The sequence below is a fragment of the Alcaligenes faecalis genome (genome assembly GCF_002443155.1).
In the GTDB taxonomy this organism is placed as follows: Bacteria; Pseudomonadota; Gammaproteobacteria; order Burkholderiales; family Burkholderiaceae_B; genus Alcaligenes; species Alcaligenes faecalis.
In genome coordinates, this window is sequence record NZ_CP023667.1 from 1,724,878 (window position 1) to 1,743,270 (window position 18,393).

Consider the following 18,393-nt stretch of genomic DNA (forward strand, 5'->3'; position numbering starts at 1 on the left):
AAAGGGCATGGCTATGGTTCGGCCCCAAATAACCCTTATCACAGCGGGTATATAAGTCGGCAAGTCGAACTGACAACAATAAAAAGCAAATAAAACGCAGGAGACTCAATAATGACTAGCCGTTCCCCGATCCTGTGGATTCGCGATCCACTGGCCTGTTCAGATGCGCAAGCTGCCGGTGGCGTCCTGGTGCAAGACAGTCGCATCATCGAAAAAGTAGCCGCCGGTCAGCAGCCCAAGCAGGCTTACGACCAAAACTGGGATGCTTCCCGGCACGTTTTGCTGCCTGGTTTGGTGAATACGCATCATCACTTTTACCAAACCCTGACACGGGCCTATACCCCGGCCCTGAACAAACCCTTGTTCCCCTGGCTAACCACGCTGTATGACGTCTGGGCCGGTCTGGACGACGAGCAAATGCAGGTAGCCAGCGAGCTGGCCATGGTCGAACTGCTGCAATCGGGCTGTACGACGGTGGCCGATCACCACTATGTGTTTTCGGGCGCCTTGCAACATGCCATTGATTGCCAGGCAGAAACGGCTCAACGTCTGGGCGTACGTGCCGCATTGACGCGTGGTTCCATGAGCGTAGGCCGTGACCAGGGTGGCTTGCCCCCGCAAAACGTCGTACAGGACGAACAAACCATTCTGGACGACAGCCTGCGCCTGATTCGCCAATATCACCAGCGCGAGGATGGGGCGATGATTACGCTGGCCCTGGCCCCGTGTTCGCCTTTCTCCGTCAGCCGCGAGCTGATGAGCGAAAGCGCCAAGCTGGCTGAACGCGAAGACGTACGCCTGCACACGCACCTGGCTGAAACCGACGATGAAACCGCCTACTGCGAACGTCTCTTTGGCATGCGTCCACTGGACTATCTGGATCAGCAGGGCTGGTTAAGCAATCGCACCTGGTTGGCGCACGGCATTCACTTCAACGACGAAGAAATCCAGCGCCTGGGCCGCGCAGGCACAGGCATTGCCCATTGCCCCTCGTCCAACATGGTGCTGGGCAGCGGCCTATGCCGCACCATCGAACTGGAAGCCGCCGGTGCCCCTGTCGGTCTGGCCGTGGACGGCTCGGCCTCCAATGACCACTCCAATCTGGCTCAAGAGATGCGACAGGCACTCTTGCTGGGCCGCCTGCGCTACGAGCCGGGCCAGGTCACCCATCAAGCCGTTATCCGTTGGGCGACTCAAGGCTCGGCCCGCTGTTTGGGTCGCGAGGACATTGGCGGCCTGAACGTCGGGCAGCAAGCCGACCTGGCCTTGTTCACCCTGGATGAGTTGCGCTTTTCCGGCGCAGAAAATCCCTTGGCCGCCTTGCTGCTTTGCGGCGCGGACCGAGCCGACCGCGTAATGGTCGCTGGTCAGTGGCGCGTGATTGACGGCCAACCCTGCGGCATTGATTTGCAAGACCTGATGCAACGCCATCAAGCCGCTGCGCGTCGTTTGCGTGACAAGGTACTGGATACCGTAGCGACAGCTTGAGTTCAGTAGTGACAGGGCCTCTAGAGCCCTGCCTATTTATTTTCGGAGACAAACAATGACAACACCGACAAGGGCGACGGGTGCAGCGACTGCGCAACGCCCCGAAGACGAGAATCTTGGCTTGGGCGCGAATCTGGCCTATGGCTTTCAACACGTATTGACCATGTACGGCGGCATTATTGCCGTGCCCCTGATTATTGGCGAGGCTGCTGGTCTGCCTGCCAGTGAAACAGGTTTGCTGATTACCGCCTGCTTGTTCATGGGTGGTCTGGCCACCTTGCTGCAAACATTGGGCGTGCCGTTTTTTGGTTGCCGCTTGCCGCTGGTTCAAGGGGTGTCGTTTTCTGGCGTCGCCACCATGATCGCCATTTTGGGTACGGGCGGCGGTTTGCCAGCCGTATTTGGCGCGGTCATTGTCGCTTCGCTAATCGGCCTGCTGATTACGCCGGTTTTTTCACGGGTGATTCGTTTCTTCCCGCCCTTGGTGACAGGCTGCGTGATCACAACCATCGGCCTGACCTTGATGCCGGTGGCCGCATTCTGGGCCATGGGTGGCAACCCTTCGGCACCGGATTTTGGCAGCGTAGGCAATATCTCCCTGGCCGCGATGACCTTGCTGATCGTGCTCCTGCTAAGCAAGCTGGGCAGCGCCACCATCTCCCGCCTGTCCATCTTGCTAGCCATTATCATCGGTACTGTTATTGCGGTTGCCATGGGCCATGCGGATTTCTCCGCCGTCAGCGAAGGGGAGGTCTTTGCCTTGCCCAGCCTGTTCCACTTTGGCATGCCTACCTTCCAGACTGCCGCGATTATCTCCATGTTCATTGTGATCATCGTCACGCTGGTGGAAACCTCGGCCGATATTCTGGCCGTGGGTGACATTATCGACACCAAAGTCGATGCTCGTCGTCTGGGCGATGGCCTGCGCGCCGATATGCTCTCCAGCCTGATTGCCCCTGTATTTGGCTCCTTCACACAAAGCGCTTTTGCCCAGAACGTCGGCCTGGTGGCGGTAACTGGCGTGAAAAGCCGTTACGTCGTGGCCTTTGGTGGCTTGATTCTGATCGCGCTGGGCCTGCTGCCCATCATGGGCCGGCTGGTTGCCGCTGTTCCCCCAGCCGTATTGGGTGGCGCGGGCATGGTTCTGTTTGGCACCGTCGCTGCCAGCGGCATCCGTACGCTGGCCAAGGTGAACTACGAAAACAATATGAATCTGATCATCGTGGCCACGGCTATCGGTGCCGGCATGATTCCGATCGTGGCTCCCAAGTTCTACGAGCACTTCCCGGTCTGGTTTGCGACGATTTTCCACTCCGGCATCAGCTCGGCCGCCCTGGTGGCGATTGTGCTGAACCTATTGTTCAACCACTTCACCTTGGGCAATCCTGATCAGCCTTCTGTCTTTGCTGCCGGTGGGGGCCGCTATCTGCGGGTCTCGGACGTGGCAAACCTGAACGAGGGTGACTACGTTGAAAACGGCAAGATCATGGACAAGGACGGCAAGGAAATCCCGATTATTGCGGATGAACACCCGGCACCCGAACAGCCTGCTGTGCTGCACACAAAGCCGGGTTTAAGTAGCACCTGAAGCCATAAAACGCTGCTAAAAGAACATAAGGTCGTACCTTTAGCCGCCTTGTCTCCCTAGAGAGCAAGGCGGTTTTTTTAATCTAAGCACTTGAAATCTCAGGGACTAACCTCATCTCCTCTTACGTAGGCGACCGAGCCCACGCCTTCCATTGCAGCAGGGCTCAGCAAAGGAAAAATGGAGATCAAGCATGGCAAGCAATTTGACACGTTTTAATCCGTTTGGGGATCTGGCAGGTCTGGACACGTGGCGAGATATTGAAGACATCTTCCGTCGCGTCCCCGTTGTTGGCTCTCTGGCCGGAAATACACCGCCCAGCATCCGCCTGGATGTCAACGAGAACGAAGAGGCCTATCAAGTCAGCGCAGAAGTGCCTGGCATCAACAAAGAAGACGTCCACGTCAGCGTGGAGGGCAATATCGTTTCCATCCGCGTGGAAAGCCGTCGTACTCAGGAAGAGAAAGACGGGGATACGGTCTTGCGCAGCGAGCGCTATTACGGGGTGCAGACCCGTCGCTTCAGCCTGGCGCAGGATATTGACGAGTCCCGGGCCAGCGCCAAATGCGAGAACGGCGTACTGGAGCTGATTCTGCCCAAGAAAAAGAGTGGAACAGGGGCCAAGAAGCTGGAAATTCGCTAAACAAGCCTGTTGAATTGAAAACCGCGCCATAAATGGCGCGGTTTTTTTGTTCTCCATCTGAAACCATCAAGATGGCTACGGTTTTTTGTGATCCATCATATAAGTCAAAGAGCTGGCCACCAAAGCACGAGTGCCGATGCGCAAAGCCTTTTCATCAATCATGAATTCAGGCGAATGGTTAGGTGCTCCCATCTTGTCGGAATAGGGCGAGGCGTTCAGACGCCAGAAAACCACGGGCACGTTCTTGCCAAACGCACCGAAGTCCTCGGAGCCCATGCCAGGGGCCACTTCCTTGGCACCAATCCCGTCAGTGGCCAGATCCAGAGCTGGAATCACGGTTTGGGTGGCTTTAGGATCGCTGACCAGAACTTCGTAGCCCGTGTCGATACGCACAGTGGCCTTCAAATCATGGTTCGCAGCAATGTTTTGCGCATAACGCTGAATCAGCTCATGTGCCGTTGCCTGGTTCTGCTTGGACAGGGAACGCACGGTGCCACTGATGTCAGCACTTTCAGGCAGTACATTGGGACGGTTACCGCTTTGCAGCGAGCCTACCGTCACCACAGTGGTGCCGTCCTGGGGATTGGTACGCTGGGCAATGATGTTGTTCAAGGCCACAACGGTTTCAGCCGCAGCAACCACGGGCGAGGCGGCATTCCAGGGCGAGGAGCCATGGCCGCCTTTACCTGCCAAAGAGATGGAGAACACATCGCCACTGGCCATCAGGCTGCCTTGGCGGTAGCCGATACTGCCAGCAGGGTAGGAGGGTCCAATGTGCTGGCCCATCACCACATCCACTTTAGGCTGGTCCAGCACGCCTTCAGCCATCATGGCGTTGGCACCGCTCAAAGGTTTGCCAGGGCCTTGTTCTTCCGCAGGCTGGAACAGCAGCACAATCGTGCCGGGCAGTTCATCGCGCATGTCCGAAAATACCTTGGCCGCGCCTAACAACATGGCCACGTGAGTGTCATGACCGCAAGCGTGCGATACCGACACTTCCTTGCCTTGCCAGGTGCCTTTGGCAACGGACTTGAAGGGCAGGTCATTGCGTTCCTGTACAGGCAGGGCATCCATATCGGCTCGCAGGGCCACAACCGGGCCCGGCTTTCCGCCTTTCAATACGGCCTTGACCCCAGTTTGCGCAATGCCGGTCTGAATCTGATAACCGGGCATCGTTTCCAAGGCCGCCTTGATATAAGCGGCTGTGTTGTGCTCTTGGTAAGACAACTCGGGATTCTGGTGAATGTGGCGGCGCCATTCAATAACCTGCTGCTCCAGCGCATCAGCCTTGCTCAAAGCCGTATCCATCATGGAATTACTGGCTTGCGCCAAAGCCGTACCAGCCATTAAACATGTTGCTGCCAATAAGCTCAGGCGAAATGAATGCTTCATAAGATCCCCTCTCTTTTTTAGTCGTAATAGCGACTGATCATAGCACTGCCATATACAGTAAACGGAGCAATTCTTTGACACTTATACTAGTTGGATCCCCTAGTGCAGTGCGATGCTTATCCTTATAAGGGGCTAATCAAAATAGCGTTTTTGCCGACCGTAATAGCCGGGAGTCAGCCCTGTTTGCTCCTTGAAAAAGGCAATAAAAGCGCTGTCGCTGGCAAAGCCCAGGTCCGCGGCCAGACGGGTCACCTGGCCCCCGGTAGAAAGTTGCTCAATTGCCTTGAGCAAACGCCATTGCTGTCGCCACTGTTGGTAATTCAGACCGGTATCCCGCTTGAATAATCGGCTGATTGTTTTCTCGCTCGCTCCCAAATAACTTGCCAATTCATTCAGGGCAGGGGGCAGCGTATCCAAGGGGATTTGCCGTAAGCGGCTATCTTGCGGCAAGGGCAAAAACAGGGCTTGATCGGGTGCGCGTTGCAGCTCGTCCAGCAAGACCAGCATGACATGCAAGCCCGGAGGCTGATCCCAGTTTTCATCCAGATCCGCTTGAGCGATACGGTCCAGCGCGGCGGTCAGCAAATCGTTCGCTGCCAGCAACTGGACCTCCACGGGTAAAGCAGGGTAGTGGGTCGGGTCCAGATACACCGATCGGTAATCTACTTGTTCGCTCATTTGCGCCTGATGCGGCAGCAGGGCGGGGATCCAGATCAAGCGTCCCGGAGGCAACAAGCACAATTGCTGATCCAGGGTGACAGTAATGCAGCCGCTGTGCGTGTACAGGATCTGGCCCCAGGGATGCTGGTGCAGGCCGGAATCATGTTGTGCCAAACGGGCGGCAATACCCAGCACATGGCGCCCTGTCAGGTCGGGAAAGGGGTCACTGGCTTCTAACCAAGGCATGATTGTCCGATTTCATGGGTTTTTAATCAGAATACGTGTAATAGAAAAAACTGACCAGAGCTACGCTGATTCTTTTCAAATTGATGTGTGAATTGGCATGACTCGTTTTCTTCTCTTGATGATCGCCCTGATCATGTTTCCGCAGGTGGTGGAGACCGCCTATAGCCCCGCCTTGCCGCTTATTGCCCAGAGCTACGCGGTATCGGCCAGTGAAGCGGGCCAAACCTTGTCCGTCTACTTTATTGCCTTTGCGCTCGGTGTACTGTTCTGGGGTTGGCTGTGCGATCGGGCAGGACGCAGGCCAGCTGTTCTGACTGGTTTGACGGTGTATGGCCTGGGTTGTCTGCTGGCCCTGTTCAGCCCGAATTTTACGGTGCTCTTGCTGGCTCGCATGATTAGTGCATTTGGTGCGGCGGTCGGCTCCATTGGCGTGCAAACCATGCTGCGGGACCGCTATCAGGCCGAAGAACTGGCCAGGATTTTCGGCACCATCGGGGCTGCTCTGGCGCTGAGCCCTTTGCTGGGTTTGGCCATGGGTGTGGCTTTGTCCTCGGGTGCTCAAGTGATGCCGGTTTTTATCGGACTGCTGGTTCTGGCCTTGATTCTGCTGGGCGTCAGCCTGTTGCAACTTCCTGAAACCCGCCCCGCACAAAGTCAACACAGCAGCTTGTGGCAGGTTCTGATTCGCTTGTTGAAAGACCCCGCAATCTGGCAATCAGCTTTGCTGGTGGCGCTGTTCAACACCACGATTTTTGCGTTTTATCAGTGGGCTCCCTTCTTGCTGCAAGGCCTGGGCTCGGACAACTGGCCCATGATGATTGCTGGTGTCCTGTTGGCTGCGGGCACGTTCATGGGTGCGTTTTTGAACCGCCGCTGGCTAGCAGCGGGGCAGTCGTCCCACAGGCTGATTTGGCGGGGTATCACGCTGTTGGCGGTAGCGGCTATTGGTTTGGAATTTGCAGGCAAACACCTGATTTTTCTACTACCTGCCATGTTGCTTGCGCTGGCCTACGCGGTGGCGATTCCCAACCTTTTGTCCGGCGCCTTGCAGCACTATCGCTCGGTAGCGGGTATGGCAGGTGCGGTCTTTGGTTTGATGTACAGCTTGCTGCTGGGCCTGGGCTTGGCCTTGTCAGCCTGGTGGGGGGATCTGGCTGATGTGACCCTTATTTGTGCCATTCTGGCCGCTATTTGCCTGGCTTTACCCCTAAAAAAGACCTGAGAAAAACCCTGATATGCCATTCGTAAGGCACCTCACTATAGGGTATATACCAATACATATGTATTGACATGAATTAAATCAAATCACCATAATCCTTCATGTTTAAAGCAATTGAAGAGTGTGCCTGACAAACACTCAGCTTGAACATTTATCCAAAAGGAGAGGATGACATGGTGGAACAGGGGGTTATGAGCAGTCCGCTCGACAAGGCCAAGCCACGCGGCACAGTGGCCTTGCTCATGCTGTTGATGGCCGTGATGGGCGAAATGTGCCTGGCGGCCGACTTTTATGGCTTTGCAGCCGTTATCAAAATTGTGTCGGCAGACCTGTCACTAAGCCCCGCGCAAGCCGGCTTGGTGCAGGGCGCTTTCGGTGTTTCGTTTGCGCTGGGCATGTTGTTCTGGGCACCACGTGGGCGCTCCATGAGCTCGGCCCGTCTGTACCTGATTGGCTTGGGTGGTAGTGGCTTGCTGATGCTGTTGCAGACTCAGGCGCAGGATTTCACGCAGCTCTTTCTGCTGCGTCTGGTTGTGGGCTTTTTTGACTCCGCCGTCTGGGTCGGGTCCATGAAAATCGTCATGCAGTGGTTTGCGCCACGCCGCCAGGGCCTGGTGCTGGGTATTATTCTGGCCGCCTATTCGTTGGCCATTACCCTGGATTTTGCCCTGGGTCTGCCTTACGCCATGGCGCATGGATGGCGCGCTTTCTTTCTGGTTCTGGGCGGGCTGACGTTAAGCGCCTGTTTGATCACGCAACTTGTAGTGCGCGCCGGTCCTTATCAAGATCCTCACGACAAGATCAAGACCGATGCCGGTGTGTTGCGCTCCATTGCCGCACGACCCTGGATCTGGGTGGGTATTCTGGCCATTTTTGGTGCCTTGTTCTCGGTTGCCGCAACGGCTACCTGGCTGATTCCTGCCTTGATTGATGTGCAGACAATGGCCCCCGAGCAGGCCCCCTTGTTCGGCACCATCATGGGCTTATCCCAAGTCTTTTTCCTGATTCTGGGCGGTTACGTCAGCGATCGCTTCACCCGAGTTGGTGTGATGCGTGTGGGCATGTGGCTCACCATTCTGGCGGCCAGCGCCTGTGTTCTGGTTGCCTGGCAGGCATTGCCCTACAGCGGCTTGCTGATCGTGGCCATTCTTTGCGGCGTAGGGGTGTTTCATGGCGGCGCCATTTTCAGCTACGTGGGTGAACGCTATGGCGTGAACCTGGGCCCTTGTGCCGCTGGCTATGCCGAGATGGGCGGCGTGTTCGCCACCTTCGTCGCACCGTCCTTGTTGGGCTTGCTGCTGAGCCTGACTGGTTCCTACATCTGGGCCTTTGGCAGCTTCCTGGCTGTGGAAGTGCTGGTTTTCATTGGTTTCCTCATGTTGAACCGCTTGCCATCGGCACAGGCGGAATAAAGAAATGAACAAACTCGTTTTCGATCCGGCAGACCTGGAGCAATACCGGCTCCAGGCCTCGGTGGCTGATTTTGACGCTGAAATGGCCGCCTACAAGCAGGCTAGCGAACGGGCCCGCGCTGCCTTGAGCACCTGTTTCAGCACCCACGCTTACGGCGATGACCCGGCAGAAAAACTGGATATCTATGCGGCCAGCCAGGCCGGTGCCCCGGTTTATCTCTTCATTCATGGTGGCTACTGGCGCATGTTGTCCAAGGACGACTCGGCCATGATGGCGCAAAGCCTGCATGCCGCCGGTGCCACGGTGATTTGCCTGGACTACGGTCTGGCTCCGGCTTACCGCTTGCCGCAAATCGTGGCGCAATGCGAACGCGCCTTGCAATGGGTTCACGCCCACGCAGCGCAATTTAATGGCGACCCGCAGCGTATTCATATCAGTGGCAGCTCGGCAGGAGGCCATTTAAGCGGCATGTTGCTGGCGGCCGATGCCCAACGTGAACAGCGCCTGATCCACAGCGCCAGCATTCTCAGCGGCGTGATGGATTTGCATCCCATCTTGCAGTCCGCCGTGAATGACTGGCTGCAGCTGGACGAAAAACAAGCCCAACGTTACAGCCCGGCCTTGCATCCACCCGCGCAGGGAGTTCCTGTGCTGGTGGCCTGGGGCGCACTGGAACCGGCCGTCATGCAAGAACAAAGCCGTCACTACGCCCGGCAATGCGAGCTGGCGGGCTGCCTGTTGCAAAGCATGACCGTGCCGAACCGTAATCATTTCAACGTCTTGATGGATCTGGAACAGAGCGACAGCGCATTGACGCTGGCCGTGTTGCAGACCATGAATCGTCATACCCAGGAGGAGAGACTATGACACAAGCAACTTCCCACTCCACTCAAACCGCGTGCTTTGAGCCCCGCCGTCTGGGCCACGTCAACCTGTGGGTTGATGAGCTGCAACGCGGTGAAAATTTTTACAGCCAGGTTTGCGGCCTGAAAGTGGAATTTACCGAACCTGATCTGGTGGCCACTTTTTTGGGTACCGGCCACACGCCTCATGACCTGGGCATGATGGAAACGACCAAAGGCGTGAATCGTTATGGCCGCGATGGTCTGCTGCAACTGCCCGGAACAATCGGCCTGAAACCCGGCCTGAATCACCTGGCCTGGGAGCTGGAAAACGAGGCTGAACTGGTTGCAGGCTGGAAGCGAGCAAAAGAGCAGGGGCGCGACATTGACATGACGGTGGATCACCAGGTGGCCCATAGCGTCTATATGTTTGACCCCGATGGCAACTACAACGAGTTCTACTGCGACACCATTAAAGACTGGCGCAGCGTGCTGGGTGGCCCCATGGAGTTGCTGACCAGCCGCTGGGACCCTGAAGGCCAGGAACCCTTTACCGAAGGCCGCTACGATTCCGACCCGATTCTGGAAACCGTGGCCGACGCCCCGGTGCAACCCCGCCGCGTCACCCACGCCGTATTGCGTACCGCCCAACTGGACGCCATGCGCCGCTTCTATACCGAAGTGGGTGGTCTGGAAGTGGTTTATGAAAACGAGCAGGTTGTCTACTTGCGTGCTGGTCTGGCCAATTATGATTACAGCCTGATCCTGGTGCGTGATGCAGAAGCCTCCTTCTCGCATGGCAGTTTCGAGCTGGCCAGCGTCCAGGATCTGGAACAGACGCTGGAGCGCCTGAAAGCCCGGAACATCACTCCCGTTCACGATGTGAACCTGCCCTGGAAGCGCGCTTTCTTCTTGCGTGATCCCGATGGTTTGCTCAGCGAGTGGTACGTGACTCTGGCTGGCGATCGCGTTCTGGATAGCAATCACTCTTTGCCTTTGTGGGCGCAAGTTTAAGGAAACGAGCATGTCCGATAAAAAACTAAGTGCCCTGATCGCAGGCGGTGGCCTGGGTGGCTTGGCAACCGCCGCCGCTTTGGCGCAACGCGGCTGGGATATCACCGTGCTGGAGCGCCAATCTGAATTGCGCGCCAATGGCTCCGGTATCTATATCTGGGAAAACGGCCTGCGCGTTCTGAAAGCCCTGGGGGCTTACGAACAAGCGATTGAAGGCGCTTTCTACGGTAGCCATTTTGAGCAGCGCGATCTGAATAATGAAGTTATCGATTGCGGCCCCACACCGCCCGATCGTCGCCTGATTACCGTGATGCGCTCGCAATTGCTGAAATCGCTGGAGCAAGCGGGCAAGCGCGCGGGCGTGAAAGTTCGCACCAATGTCGAAGTCATTGCCGCCAGCGCACGCGGGGAAGTTCAACTGGCCTCGGGCGAGCGTCTACGTGCTGATCTGGTCGTGGGTGCTGATGGTATCTGGTCGCGCATCCGCCAATCTCTGGGTCTGGAACTGGTGCACGAGCAAACCCGCGAGGGAGCCTTGCGCACCATGATCGAGCGCAAGCCAGGCGACACCGATGAACAAGATGCTCAAAAATACATCGAGAACTGGAACGGTCTGCATCGCTTGCTGATTACGCCGGTAAGCGAAACCCAAACCTATCTGGCCCTGACTTGCCCGCACGACGATGTGCGCGCCAGTAATACCCAGATCGACAAGGAATACTGGTCCGCCTTGTTCCCGCATTGGGCTCACCTGATTGAACGCGCTGACGGCCCGGTCAGTTGGGGTCGTTACAGTGTGACGCGTTGCAAAACCTGGTCCAGTGGACGCACGGCGATTCTGGGTGACGCCGCCCACGCTCAACCGCCCAACCTGGGACAGGGTGGCGGCATGGCCATGCAAAATGGTCTGGCTCTGGCCACCTTCCTGGAAAAGGTACAGGATGCGCGTGACATCCCCGAAGCTCTGGAAGCCTGGGAAAACAATGAACGCGAGATTGTGGAGCACTGCCAGAAGTGGTCCTGTCTGTATGGCGAGATCAGTGCCTTGCCCGATGCCGTGCGTACGCAGGTCGTGCGTTCTGCCATGGCCAATCCCTGGAGCTACGCGCAGATTTTCCGCGCCGCCAGTCACACGCCTACGGGAACCATCCAAGCAGAGCTCTGCTAGTATACTGACGGTCCGCTTGTCGCTCCGGTTTCATGGGGCGGCAAGCGCAGGACTGACTCTCCCAAGGCATTATGAGCAAAACTCCCGTCTCCATCCCTGACAGCAGTGTAGAAACCAATCTGGCCTTCCAGATGGCCAACATTATCTACAAGCTGGACCAAACCCTGAGATCGACCACCCTGCGTGAGCACAATATGACCTATGTGCACTTCCGGGTCTTGCAGTACCTGTGGGATAAAGACGGGCGCAGCATCGGGGAAATTGCCAAGGCCATTGTGGTGCATCAGCCGGTCTTGAGCCGGGTGATTGACCAGATGGAAGAGCGCGAATTGGTGCAGCGCCGCACGGATGAAAACGACAGTCGCTATATGCGCGTCTACTTGAGCGAAACGGGCCGTGAGCGCTATGCACAAGTCTGGCCCGCCGCCAAGAAAATGATTGATGATGCGCTGTCTGTGCTCAATCCGAATGAGCGCGAGGACCTGGGCCGCATGCTGCGTAATGTCGCCACCCATCTGGCGACCTGAATCACGCTTTAACGTTTGGCCTGACCCGGTAAATTGGCCCGAATCAAACGACCCGCAATGGAATCGGTATGGGGCAGATCGGGCAGGACGTCACCAGGGCCAAACCAGCGCGCGTCATTGATCTCGTCCGCCTGAATGCGCAAATCGCCACCGGCGTACTCGGCGGTATAAGCCACCATCAAAGAATGCGGGAAAGGCCAGGACTGGCTGCCGAAATACTGGATATTGTCCACGAGTAGTCCCACTTCCTCCATGACCTCGCGGTGAATGGCTTCTTCCAGATTCTCTCCAGCCTCCACAAAACCTGCCAGGGCGGTGTAGCGCGCCGTTGCATAGGTGGAATGGCTGGCCAGCAAGATACGATCCTTGTCGCGGATCAGCACCATCATGGCCGGGGAGATTCGGGGATAAGCCGAGAAGCCACAGGAGGTGCAGCGAAAACACAGTTCATGCTTCACACGCTCCATGCCCGAACCGCACACACCACAGTAGCGATGGCTTCGTGCCCATTCCGAAACCTGAAATGCCCGATTCACAATACTGGCTTGATCGTCCAGCTGCGACAGCACGCCGCGCAAGTGGCGGAAGATAAAACCGTCTGGAGCCGGGGTCTCTGCGGCTACGTGGCAGGCAAAATCCTGACAATCATCACCCGGAAAAAGCGCATGCCATTGCGCCGGCGCTAAATCCAGCGCGGGTTTGGCGGGAATCAAGGCTTGTCCTTCTTGGCTGCTGACCAATATTTCATTTCCACGAAAAATGAAATTCATGTGTTTCCTGTCCTTTAATAAGCCGCCTAAGAGCAGCACAGCGCTGGCTATTGTACGGGAAGGGCGAAGGCGAAAAAAAGCAGAAAAAAACACAAGGAGCCGAGCAGGGCGTCCAGACCGGAGCGAGAAAAAATCGCCGTTTTAAAACCAGAAACACAACTGTCAAAAAGATGACGTTTAACATGGCCTTGTCAAGAAAATCCCAGGACAAAACTGGCAAGCCGCCTAATTAGTAGACAGATAATTAAGTATGGATTTATTTAAAACCAGCGATTCGTTTTTAAACTTTTAAAATCGGATTCATTATTCATAAAAACCATTTCTTATTTTTGTTTTATTTTTTTGTTTTAAAAATCGCTATTTTATTTTTATATATTAAGGCAGCTTATAAAGTGTCTGTATTTATTCCTGGCTTTACTAGACCACTTTCAAAAAAAACAGCAGCAGAGAGTTTAGGGCTGTTCAGAAAAAGCCCACAAAAAAACCGCCTGACCTGAGCAAGACGGTTTTCTTGAAAAAACCGCATAAAGCCTGGGGTTTACGGCGGTTTAAGCACACAGCAACTGAAGAAACAAACAGCTGACAGACAAAAAATACGCTGCTGGCTGGTTTTACTCGATGTTTTGGGTCTGTTCGCGCAGCTGCTCAATGCACAGCTTCAGGTCGATAGAGGCACGCGTCATGTCCATGCTGCCTGCCTTGGAACCCAGGGTATTGGCCTCACGGTTCATCTCCTGGAACAGGAAGTCCAAACGCTTGCCGGTACTGCCTTGGCGGGTGCTTTTCTTGTTGGACGCCACACTGGTATCGCCGTTCAGAATCAGCTCCAGCTCGGTCAAATGCGAACGCAGGCGAGCAAGTTCCTCGGCCACATCAATACGCAGGGAAAAAGCAGCGGCTTCCTGGGCGACGCGGGCAGACAGCTCTTCGCCCGAAATCAGGGCAAAACCATCCGGGCTTGCTTGCAGCAAGGCGTCATGCAAGCGGGTGGCAATCTTGTTCTTTTGCTCGGTCAGGATCGAGGGCAGGTGCTGCTCGACCTCGTCCACAATGGCGCTCATGTCCTGGCGAATATCCAGCATGGCTTGTGCCAGACGCTGGCCTTCGCGCTCTCGGGTCGCCTGAAAATCCTGCAAGGCCGCCTCGAAAGCCTGGCTGATCATAGGAAGCCAGACTTCGGGGTCCATGCCCGAATTATTGCCGCTTTGATTACTCAGCAAGGTATGCAGCTCCGGTGCAGGCAGGTCAGGAATGGCGACGCGAGCCACTTGCAGCATCTGTGCCGTGCGCTCCACCGCTTCCATATCCAGGCTGCGTTGCTGATCCGAGCCGCTACGGGCAAAGTTGACCCGCAATTCCAGCTTGCCGCGCTGTACGCCCTGGGCGGCCAGCTCGCGCAGCAGATTCTCCGCAAAGCGCAGTTCCTCGGGCAAACGCAGATTCAGGTCCAGAAAGCGGTTGTTGACGCTGCGCATCTCGATATTGATGGTGCCTGCTTCGGACTCGGCCTTGGCGCTGCCAAACGCGGTCATGCTACGGATCATGGGTGGGTCACTTTAAGAATGGAATAAAGCCGCCAATTGTACTCTCAGGTCCCGGCTTTGGCCGCTCCTCTTGCCGCGACAAAGCTCTATACTTCAGGTATTCAAGGCCTCCAAGGGCCGATTTTTTTTATCACTAAGGGCAGTCATGCTACGAATCCTGCATACAGCCGATTGGCAAATAGGTCGCCAGTACTCGCGTTTTGAGCTGGAGGACGCGGCCGCCCTGGCTGAGGCGCGTTTCAAGGCTATCGAGAAGCTGGCCGCGCTGGCTACAGAGCATCATGCCGATGTGTTGGTAGTCGCAGGCGACGTCTTTGATTCGCAGACCCTGAGCGACCGCAATCTACGCCGCAGTTTCAATGCCATGGCGGGTTTTACCGGACCCTGGCTGCTCCTGCCCGGCAACCATGACGCGGCGTTGAGCGAAAGCGTCTGGACACGCGCGCGTCGCTTGAACTGCATTCCCGATTACGTGCATGTGCTTGATACACCGGAGCTTTTTCTGCTGGATAGCCTGAAACTTGCGGTGCTGCCTGCGCCTTTGACGCAACGCCAGACCTATCAGGACTTGAGCGACTGGTTCGATCAGGCCGAAAGCCCGGCAGGCTACTGGCGTCTGGGTTTGGCACACGGCAGCGTCAGCGGGGTGCTGGAGCATCTGGACAGCCATAACCTGATTGATCAGAACCGTGTACAGCGCGCCAAACTGGACTATCTGGCGCTGGGCGACTGGCACGGCACCGTCAAAATCAACGACCGCTGTTACTACAGCGGCACACCCGAGCCGGACCGCTTTCGGGATAACGATTCCGGCCAGGCCTTGCTGGTGGAAATCAGCGAACCGGGCGCAACGCCTGTGGTTCAAGTCTTGCTGGTTGCACAGCACCCTTGGCGCAGCATCCAGCACCATTTGAATGACGACACGGATCTGGACCTGCTGGAGCGGGAACTGAATGCCTTGACCGATCAAAGCGTGGTGGAGCTGGAGCTGTCGGGCCAACTGAGCCTGAGCGGTTTTGAGCGTCTGGAAAGCATTCTGGGACAGGCCCAAGCCCGTTGCCGCGCCTGGGATTGCCAGCGCGAGGCCTTGCGTCTGGCGCCTTCAGAAGAAGATCTGGACGCCTTGCAAGCCGATGGTTATCTGCAAGCTGCCCTGAAACAACTGCAGGAGCTGCGTCACGGCAGCCAGCAGCAAGCCGCTGAAGATGCCTTGCTTATTCTGGCCGGTTTGCTGCGCGATAAGGAAGGTGGTCATGCACATTAAGTCTCTGCGCGTAGAGCAATTCAAGCGCTTTCGCCAGCCCGTCTCACTGGACAAGCTGGAACCGGGCCTGAATATCATCAGCGCTCCGAACGAGGCCGGTAAAAGTACCTTGGCCGAAGCCTTGCGCACGGTGTTTTTCGAGCGCTATGGCACGGGCAGCCTGACAAAAATCCTGCCTTGGGGCGATTCCTCGGCCGCACCGGAAATCGAGCTGGATTTCAGTCTGAACGGCCAGGACATGCGCCTGAGCAAGCGTTTCCTGAAACGCAAACGCTGCGATTTATACATCGGTAATCAGCACCTGGACAATGACGAGGCCGAGCAATACCTGGCCCAGCAAATGGGCTTTGAGTACGCCGCCAAAGGCAGCAGTCAGGCCCGTAACTGGGGCGTGCCTGGCCTTTTGTGGATTGAGCAAGGGCAGGGCCAGGACCTGCGCAGCTCGGTTGAACACGCCAGCGGCACCTTGCAGCAGGCTTTGGGTAGCGAAATTGCCGATCTGACCAGTGCAGACGGAGATTATCTGATCGAACAGGCCCAGCAACAGCTGGACCAATATGTGACTCAGGCTCAAGGACAGCCTCGCGGCGTCTGGCTGGCTGCGCAGAAAGAAGCCAAGGAGCTGGAAGAGCAGTTACAGAGCCAGCAGTCTGCCTTGCAGCAGTATCAGCAATGGGTGGACGAACTGGCGCAGGCCCGTAAGCAAATTGCCCACGCCGAAGCTAACCGCCCTTGGGAACAACTGCGCGAGCAGGCCAAACAAGTACAGGTGCAGTTGCTTCAAGCCCGCCAATTGCAGGAACGGGCCAAGGAGCTGCAACAAGCGTTGACCATGCTGGCAGAGCGTGAAAAGCTCTATCAGCAGGCCGGGGAACGCGACCAGGAATGGGCCAACCAACGCAGCCAACGTGCAGCACAGGTGAAGTCCCTGGTCGCCAAGCTGGAGCAAGAGCAGGGCACACTCAATAGCCTGAATCAACGTCTGGAGCAGGCCCGCAGCCATAAAGACGCCAGCCTGCAGGAACAGGAACGCGCCCGTACCTGGCAACAATGGTTTCAAGATCAAGCCAGCTTTGAAGGCACGCAGCAGCAATTGCAACAGGTGCAAGGGCAGTTGGAAGAGCTGGGCAAGCTGGAAAGCCAACTGGCACAATGCGGTGCCGCCTTGGTGCAGTTGAAAATCAGTGACGAGGCACTGGATCAGTTACGCCAGCAACACCAGCTTATTCAGCGCTTGCAGCACCAACTGGAGACGATTTCCACCGAATTGCAGATCGAACTGCAAGATGGAGCCAGCCTGTTGCTGGACGGCGAATCCATTCAAGGTCAGCATCGCGCCCACCTTAGCGGCAGCACTTTGATTGAGCTGCCTGGAATGGGCCAGCTACGCATCATTCCCGGTGGTCGCGATCTGGGTAAAGTGCAGCAACAATTGGCGCAAACCCAGCAAGAATACGTACAGACGCTTGGCCAACTGGCCGGGAAAAGCCTGGAAGAGCTGGAGCGCCGCCGCGAGCAATATCGGGAACAAGAACAACAAGACCGACTGTTACGCAACTCCATGAAAGCGCTGGCCCCGCAAGGCAAAGCACACTTGCAAGGTCTGGTTCAGGCGGCTCAACAACGCATCGCCCCGCAACGCCCGCAAGGCGAGGCCATCGAGACCTCGGAACTGGGCCGTATCGCCCAAGCCGCCACCATGGCCGAGCAGCAGTACCGTGCGCTGGAAAGCGACTGGCATGATGCCCGCGAAGCTGTTGCCCGCACTCAGGCCCGTCTTGAGCAGGCCCAGGCCGAAGCCAATAGCCTGGAACAACAATGGGCTGACCCACAACGCCAGCAAGCACAGCAGGAGCGCGAGCAGCAATGGGGACAACTGCGCCTGCAACGCGAGCAGCAACTGGCCGATCAAAAGGCGTTGGAAGCCGAACTGGCCGCCTTGCCCGTCTCGGTTCTTGAGCAGGACCTGGAGCGTCTGGAGCGCAGCGCCCAGCAGCAGGAGCAAAGCTATAACGAGGCCCGTCTGGCCGCCCAACTGGTGCAAACCAAGCTGGAAACCCACGGTGCGCAAGGCCTGGAAGAGCAAATCGACCAGACCTCGCTACGTCTGCACGACTGCCAGCGCCGTTGTGCCACTTACGAGCGCCGTGTCGCAGCCCTGCGCCTTTTGTTGTCTGTCCTGCGAGAACAGCGCAACGCCTTGACCCAACAATTGCACGAGCCTCTACAAAAGCACATCAATCACTATCTGCGCCTGCTTCTGGGCAAGGCACGGGTGGAGCTGGACGAGTATCTGGCCCCACGCTGGCTGCAGCGCGATAGCGGGCAAGGGCTGGCCGACGATATTGATGGCCTGAGCTTTGGCGCACGCGAGCAAATCGGCCTGATTGCCCGTCTGGCCTATGCGGATTTGCTGCAACAGGCAGGCCGTCCTACCTTGCTGATTCTGGATGACGTGCTGGTCCACAGTGACAACGATCGCCTGGGAGCCATGAAGCGCATTATTCACGACGCTGCCCAGCGCCATCAGATCCTGCTTTTCACCTGCCAGGCCGATAAGTGGATGGACATGGGGGTTGCGCTACGGCCCGTCCCGCAAGGCGTACAATAGGCGTTTT

At 56.8% G+C, this 18,393-nt stretch carries 15 protein-coding genes; 11 read left to right on the forward strand and 4 right to left on the reverse strand.

Annotated features, from left to right (window positions below; translation table 11 throughout):
* Positions 1-111: 111 nt before the first annotated feature.
* The 3 genes from CPY64_RS08065 to CPY64_RS08075 all read left to right on the forward strand — a co-directional run bounded on the left by CPY64_RS08065 (position 112) and on the right by CPY64_RS08075 (position 3,716).
* Complete coding sequence (locus CPY64_RS08065) at positions 112-1,488, forward strand: 8-oxoguanine deaminase (protein ID WP_042480521.1); 1,377 nt, start codon at positions 112-114, stop codon at positions 1,486-1,488.
* Between the two features lie 55 nt (positions 1,489-1,543).
* Positions 1,544-3,076, forward strand: coding sequence for a nucleobase:cation symporter-2 family protein (locus CPY64_RS08070; protein WP_042480524.1), 1,533 nt, complete (start codon positions 1,544-1,546; stop codon positions 3,074-3,076).
* A 190-nt stretch (positions 3,077-3,266) separates the two neighbouring features.
* The gene (locus CPY64_RS08075; protein WP_026482609.1) at positions 3,267-3,716 is read left to right on the forward strand and encodes an Hsp20/alpha crystallin family protein; all 450 of its coding nucleotides are present in this window, start codon (positions 3,267-3,269) and stop codon (positions 3,714-3,716) included.
* A 75-nt stretch (positions 3,717-3,791) separates the two neighbouring features.
* Here the strand turns inward: CPY64_RS08075 and CPY64_RS08080 are convergent, their stop codons facing one another.
* Together CPY64_RS08080 and CPY64_RS08085 are read right to left on the reverse strand one after the other, a co-directional pair.
* Entirely contained in the window at positions 3,792-5,108 is a 1,317-nt protein-coding gene (locus tag CPY64_RS08080; RefSeq protein WP_042480527.1) for a M20 metallopeptidase family protein, read from the reverse strand.
* A 132-nt stretch (positions 5,109-5,240) separates the two neighbouring features.
* Complete coding sequence (locus CPY64_RS08085; RefSeq protein ID WP_042480530.1) at positions 5,241-6,014, reverse strand: AraC family transcriptional regulator; 774 nt, start codon at positions 6,012-6,014, stop codon at positions 5,241-5,243.
* Between the two features lie 97 nt (positions 6,015-6,111).
* Here CPY64_RS08085 and CPY64_RS08090 point away from each other — a divergent pair, with 97 nt between their 5' ends.
* From CPY64_RS08090 to CPY64_RS08115, 6 genes are all read left to right on the forward strand, one after another.
* Entirely contained in the window at positions 6,112-7,236 is a 1,125-nt protein-coding gene (locus tag CPY64_RS08090) for an MFS transporter (RefSeq protein WP_042480536.1), read from the forward strand.
* A 188-nt stretch (positions 7,237-7,424) separates the two neighbouring features.
* Positions 7,425-8,645, forward strand: a complete 1,221-nt coding sequence (locus tag CPY64_RS08095; protein WP_042482113.1) for an MFS transporter — start codon at positions 7,425-7,427, stop codon at positions 8,643-8,645.
* 4 nt (positions 8,646-8,649) lie between these two features.
* Positions 8,650-9,513, forward strand: a complete 864-nt coding sequence (locus tag CPY64_RS08100) for an alpha/beta hydrolase (RefSeq protein WP_042480539.1) — start codon at positions 8,650-8,652, stop codon at positions 9,511-9,513.
* The gene (locus tag CPY64_RS08105; RefSeq protein WP_042480542.1) at positions 9,510-10,502 is read left to right on the forward strand and encodes a VOC family protein; all 993 of its coding nucleotides are present in this window, start codon (positions 9,510-9,512) and stop codon (positions 10,500-10,502) included. Before CPY64_RS08100 ends, CPY64_RS08105 begins: the two co-directional genes overlap by 4 nt.
* A 10-nt stretch (positions 10,503-10,512) precedes the next feature.
* Positions 10,513-11,670 carry an FAD-dependent oxidoreductase gene (locus tag CPY64_RS08110; protein ID WP_042480545.1) on the forward strand — a complete coding sequence of 386 codons (1,158 nt, stop codon included), beginning with the start codon at positions 10,513-10,515 and terminating at the stop codon, positions 11,668-11,670.
* Between the two features lie 71 nt (positions 11,671-11,741).
* The gene (locus tag CPY64_RS08115) at positions 11,742-12,197 is read left to right on the forward strand and encodes a MarR family winged helix-turn-helix transcriptional regulator (protein ID WP_042480547.1); all 456 of its coding nucleotides are present in this window, start codon (positions 11,742-11,744) and stop codon (positions 12,195-12,197) included.
* 8 nt (positions 12,198-12,205) lie between these two features.
* On the opposite strand, the gene nudC is transcribed toward CPY64_RS08115, so the two are convergent.
* Positions 12,206-12,967, reverse strand: coding sequence for an NAD(+) diphosphatase (gene nudC, locus CPY64_RS08120; RefSeq protein ID WP_042480550.1), 762 nt, complete (start codon positions 12,965-12,967; stop codon positions 12,206-12,208).
* A 611-nt stretch (positions 12,968-13,578) separates the two neighbouring features.
* Positions 13,579-14,511 (reverse strand): YicC/YloC family endoribonuclease, encoded by a 933-nt coding sequence (locus CPY64_RS08125; RefSeq protein WP_042480553.1) that lies wholly within the window; start codon positions 14,509-14,511, stop codon positions 13,579-13,581.
* A gap of 145 nt (positions 14,512-14,656) precedes the next feature.
* On the opposite strand from CPY64_RS08125, the gene CPY64_RS08130 reads away from it, so the two are divergent.
* On the forward strand, positions 14,657-15,775 hold the full coding sequence (locus CPY64_RS08130) for a metallophosphoesterase family protein (protein ID WP_042480556.1): 1,119 nt from the start codon (positions 14,657-14,659) through the stop codon (positions 15,773-15,775).
* Positions 15,765-18,386, forward strand: a complete 2,622-nt coding sequence (locus tag CPY64_RS08135; RefSeq protein WP_042480560.1) for an AAA family ATPase — start codon at positions 15,765-15,767, stop codon at positions 18,384-18,386. The genes CPY64_RS08130 and CPY64_RS08135 overlap by 11 nt, the downstream gene beginning before the upstream one ends.
* Positions 18,387-18,393 lie beyond the last annotated feature (7 nt).

Bases quoted from the DNA above. Each gene is read 5' to 3' on its own strand.
- CPY64_RS08135 (WP_042480560.1), top strand. From the start codon at position 15,765: ATGCACATTAAGTCTCTGCGCGTAGAGCAATTCAAGCGCTTTCGCCAG.
- CPY64_RS08100 (WP_042480539.1), top strand. From the start codon at position 8,650: ATGAACAAACTCGTTTTCGATCCGGCAGACCTGGAGCAATACCGGCTC.
- CPY64_RS08075 (WP_026482609.1), top strand. From the start codon at position 3,267: ATGGCAAGCAATTTGACACGTTTTAATCCGTTTGGGGATCTGGCAGGT.
- CPY64_RS08095 (WP_042482113.1), top strand. From the start codon at position 7,425: ATGAGCAGTCCGCTCGACAAGGCCAAGCCACGCGGCACAGTGGCCTTG.
- CPY64_RS08110 (WP_042480545.1), top strand. From the start codon at position 10,513: ATGTCCGATAAAAAACTAAGTGCCCTGATCGCAGGCGGTGGCCTGGGT.
- CPY64_RS08085 (WP_042480530.1), bottom strand. From the start codon at position 6,014: ATGCCTTGGTTAGAAGCCAGTGACCCCTTTCCCGACCTGACAGGGCGC.
- CPY64_RS08105 (WP_042480542.1), top strand. From the start codon at position 9,510: ATGACACAAGCAACTTCCCACTCCACTCAAACCGCGTGCTTTGAGCCC.
- CPY64_RS08080 (WP_042480527.1), bottom strand. From the start codon at position 5,108: ATGAAGCATTCATTTCGCCTGAGCTTATTGGCAGCAACATGTTTAATG.
- CPY64_RS08115 (WP_042480547.1), top strand. From the start codon at position 11,742: ATGAGCAAAACTCCCGTCTCCATCCCTGACAGCAGTGTAGAAACCAAT.
- CPY64_RS08065 (WP_042480521.1), top strand. From the start codon at position 112: ATGACTAGCCGTTCCCCGATCCTGTGGATTCGCGATCCACTGGCCTGT.
- CPY64_RS08130 (WP_042480556.1), top strand. From the start codon at position 14,657: ATGCTACGAATCCTGCATACAGCCGATTGGCAAATAGGTCGCCAGTAC.
- nudC (WP_042480550.1), bottom strand. From the start codon at position 12,967: ATGAATTTCATTTTTCGTGGAAATGAAATATTGGTCAGCAGCCAAGAA.
- CPY64_RS08070 (WP_042480524.1), top strand. From the start codon at position 1,544: ATGACAACACCGACAAGGGCGACGGGTGCAGCGACTGCGCAACGCCCC.
- CPY64_RS08090 (WP_042480536.1), top strand. From the start codon at position 6,112: ATGACTCGTTTTCTTCTCTTGATGATCGCCCTGATCATGTTTCCGCAG.
- CPY64_RS08125 (WP_042480553.1), bottom strand. From the start codon at position 14,511: ATGATCCGTAGCATGACCGCGTTTGGCAGCGCCAAGGCCGAGTCCGAA.